General features: G+C 45.5%; 6 protein-coding genes and 1 pseudogene. 1 reads left to right on the top strand and 6 read right to left on the bottom strand.

All coding sequences use genetic code 11. The annotated features are described in order from the left end of the window. A partial coding sequence (locus DXA05_RS25880) for an SLOG family protein (RefSeq protein WP_128859780.1) occupies positions 1 to 350 on the top strand: 350 nt, incomplete at its 5' end. Between the two features lie 300 nt (positions 351 to 650). Here the strand turns inward: DXA05_RS25880 and DXA05_RS25875 are convergent. The 6 genes and pseudogenes from DXA05_RS25875 to DXA05_RS25845 form a co-directional block, all read right to left on the bottom strand. Next, complete coding sequence (locus DXA05_RS25875; RefSeq protein WP_005816310.1) at positions 651 to 830, bottom strand: transcriptional regulator; 180 nt, start codon at positions 828 to 830, stop codon at positions 651 to 653. A 24-nt stretch (positions 831 to 854) separates the two neighbouring features. Then, complete coding sequence (locus DXA05_RS25870) at positions 855 to 1,091, bottom strand: hypothetical protein (RefSeq protein WP_005816304.1); 237 nt, start codon at positions 1,089 to 1,091, stop codon at positions 855 to 857. 9 nt (positions 1,092 to 1,100) lie between these two features. Next, the gene (locus tag DXA05_RS25865) at positions 1,101 to 1,307 is read right to left on the bottom strand and encodes a hypothetical protein (RefSeq protein WP_005816302.1); all 207 of its coding nucleotides are present in this window, start codon (positions 1,305 to 1,307) and stop codon (positions 1,101 to 1,103) included. Then, a pseudogene (locus DXA05_RS25860) lies at positions 1,304 to 1,740 on the bottom strand (DUF4186 domain-containing protein). Before DXA05_RS25860 ends, DXA05_RS25865 begins: the two are co-directional and overlap by 4 nt. Before the next feature lie 183 nt (positions 1,741 to 1,923). Continuing rightward, on the bottom strand, positions 1,924 to 2,169 hold the full coding sequence (locus tag DXA05_RS25850; protein WP_005816298.1) for a hypothetical protein: 246 nt from the start codon (positions 2,167 to 2,169) through the stop codon (positions 1,924 to 1,926). A gap of 14 nt (positions 2,170 to 2,183) precedes the next feature. Beyond that, positions 2,184 to 2,734: DUF6155 family protein (locus DXA05_RS25845; RefSeq protein ID WP_284515714.1), on the bottom strand; the 551-nt coding region annotated here is incomplete at its 5' end.

Raw genomic sequence — 2,734 nt, 5'->3', positions numbered from 1 at the left:
GCATGGCAATGGGATTTGACCTGCTGGCGGCAGAAGCCGCCCTTTCGTTGCAATGCGAGTTGAAGGACTTGCAGGTGATAGCCGTTGTGCCGTTCCGTGGTCAGTCTGACCGGTGGAGCAAGGAAGAGCAAGCCAAGTATGATGCCATCCTGCGCATCGTGGATGACGTGGTCGTATTGAGCGAGCAATACTACAATGGCTGCCTTCTGAGGCGCAACGACTATATGGTCAACCGCAGTTCACGTCTCATAGCCTACTTCGATGGCAATCCCAAGGGCGGCACGTTCTACACCGTCAGAGAAGCCAAGAGGCAGGGATTGGACATAGTGAATCTTCATAATAGTGTATAACCCATAAAACAGAAAATGCTTATGGACGATATTGTTGCAATCATCGTTTGCTACTTCGTGTTCGGAGCTTTGGGCAATGTGCTCAGAGCTTTGTTCGGCGGAGAGAGACGAAACGACTTCCGCCGTGACCGCTAAGCGTCTTTAAACCAAGATACGCTGACAGCCATACGTCTGCACCTTACCCCAAAAAGATGCAGCGGATAATTGTGTCCGTAGGCAAGGATATTCAGATTCCTCACCTTAACATTTTGATAAAAATAAAGATACTGCTGCCTATATTTCAAGACAGCAGTATAAACCTTACTCTGCAGGTGCCCATTTGCAACGCACAGGAGAGACGATTGCACCCTCTGCTTTCAGCTGCTTCATGGCTGCATCTACCTCTTTGCGGTCGAGACCGCTGAGTTCTGCGATTTTACCTGCGTTGAGAGGCTGACCAGCCTCTTTCATTGTTGCCAATACTTTTTCTTTTGCGTCCATTGTTTTGATGATTTGATGTTTTGTTTATAATCTTGTTATTAACTCTTGTATTTTGTCTTCCCTTATAATCTTCGGTTGTGCCTTACCTGCCAGAACGAGAATTTTCTTCCCGTTTCTGTAGATGTGCAGCTGTCTGCTTCGTACCACTGCTGTCAAGGTCTCATCATCCTGCATGGCTTGCCATATAGGATAATACACACCTTCTGGTTCAAACAACTTCTTCTGAAGGTGTGAGCACATGTTGGTTGTATCTATTGTCATATCGTTACGTCATATCATTAACATGATTCTGCCAGCTTCTTTTGTGAACATTTCAGGGAAACGGCAGATTGTTGCATACACCTGCTTGCTTGTCACAGGCTGACCGTCCTTTCTCAGGTGCAGCCTATGACGATTGATGGCATCGGCAATCTGGTCGGTTGTCATGCCGCCATTTCGCTTTACCATCACATATACTATGGCTTCTTCTATCTTCATCCTTTATTCATCTGTTTTTCAATCCATGCCATCAATACGGCAACAGCATATTCCTGTTCTTCCTTGGTCAGTGCCCTGCCTGCTGAGATGTGATGCCACTTGAAGAAGCATCCCCGCAACAACAGCCAGTGGCATGTTGAGCCAGGAAAACAGGATGCCCACGCATGGGAGTCTGCTTGCCGTCGTTCGGTATGACAGCCGGAGCAAGTCTTTTTGCCACAAAGTCCTCTGCGTGTTTTCGTATCGTCGGCAATCCCTTTTCCATTACATACTCCCTGTCTTGCTTGGACAGATGGAACCGGCTGCGAAAATCAGACTTTGCCAATCTCTCAAAGAGATTCGTCAGGTCATACTCTTTCTTATCACCAGGAACGCTTTCTTGCGGCTCTTCCTCTTGGAACAACGATGGATATATGTATTTCTGTGACATCATTATCTGTTGCTTCTGATTTCTAATGTTATATCCATATATGACCGCTTGCCGTCTATATAGTCTGCATAGAGTATTTCTTCGCTTCTGCCTTTCAGAATATGGCACTTACCGCACAGCTCACAGTTGTGCAGACATCTCCATTCATTCAGAACGTAATCCAAACGTTCCTCTCGTGTAGATGATTCAATAGAGGGTGTGCTCATAATCAGTGTCTCCCACAGCGTGGTCAATCAGTGCCTGAAACTCTTCTTCCGTATAGTCTTCTTCCCAACCATACGTTACGTCCTTTATGCCCAAAGTAAACCCTAATGCCTCAGAATAGGATATGCCAATTTCAGCTGCAAGGTCTCTTGCCGCTTGAAAAATCTGCTCTTCTTTGCTTAAGGGCAGTTGTTTCGCTTTCTTATGTTTTTTCTTTGGTTTCCCCATTTGAGTATATTCGTTTAATAATCAGCGTTGATGGGCATCTTGAAATTCCTGTATTTCTTTCGGAGTTCCTCATTTTGCGCCTTCATTTCCTCATACATATCATTCAGTGCGTCAGGAAATCCCCATCCACAAGGGCTTGCCCAACGAAGGCATTGCTTGATTCGGGAATCATACTTGTCCCAAAGGTCATAAAGCACGATGTGGCGCAATGTCTTGTCGAAATTACTCTCAACAGAATCATAGAATTGCTCCCACATGTCTCCATAGTCATAAGTGAACTGACAGGCATTCTCCATATAGAACACCATCAATTCTGCGACTGAATCTTCCGAAGGCTTCAGTTTCTTGAAGTCGGACAATGCCTTGCGGCACACTGAGAAGCGTGTCTTTGGCTCTCTGTTTCTGCTCGGATAGAACTCTTCCCGTATGATGTGCTTATACTCTTCCAGCTTCTGGCCCTCATTCGGCTCTGCATAGAAGTCAAGATATTCCTTTGCCTCTTTCCGTGCAGAATAAAGTTCCAATACCATTTTTATTATTTCACTCTTGTCCATGGACATGAGGA

This window comes from Bacteroides sp. AM54-2NS (assembly GCF_003602935.1).
GTDB classification, from domain to species: domain Bacteria; phylum Bacteroidota; class Bacteroidia; order Bacteroidales; family Bacteroidaceae; genus Bacteroides; species Bacteroides xylanisolvens.
Note: the sequence above shows the minus strand (reverse complement) of the source record. Positions and strands in the feature narration are given on the sequence as shown.

Bases quoted from the DNA above. Each gene is read 5' to 3' on its own strand.
- DXA05_RS25850 (WP_005816298.1), bottom strand. From the start codon at position 2,169: ATGGGGAAACCAAAGAAAAAACATAAGAAAGCGAAACAACTGCCCTTA.
- DXA05_RS25865 (WP_005816302.1), bottom strand. From the start codon at position 1,307: ATGAAGATAGAAGAAGCCATAGTATATGTGATGGTAAAGCGAAATGGC.
- DXA05_RS25875 (WP_005816310.1), bottom strand. From the start codon at position 830: ATGGACGCAAAAGAAAAAGTATTGGCAACAATGAAAGAGGCTGGTCAG.
- DXA05_RS25870 (WP_005816304.1), bottom strand. From the start codon at position 1,091: ATGACAATAGATACAACCAACATGTGCTCACACCTTCAGAAGAAGTTG.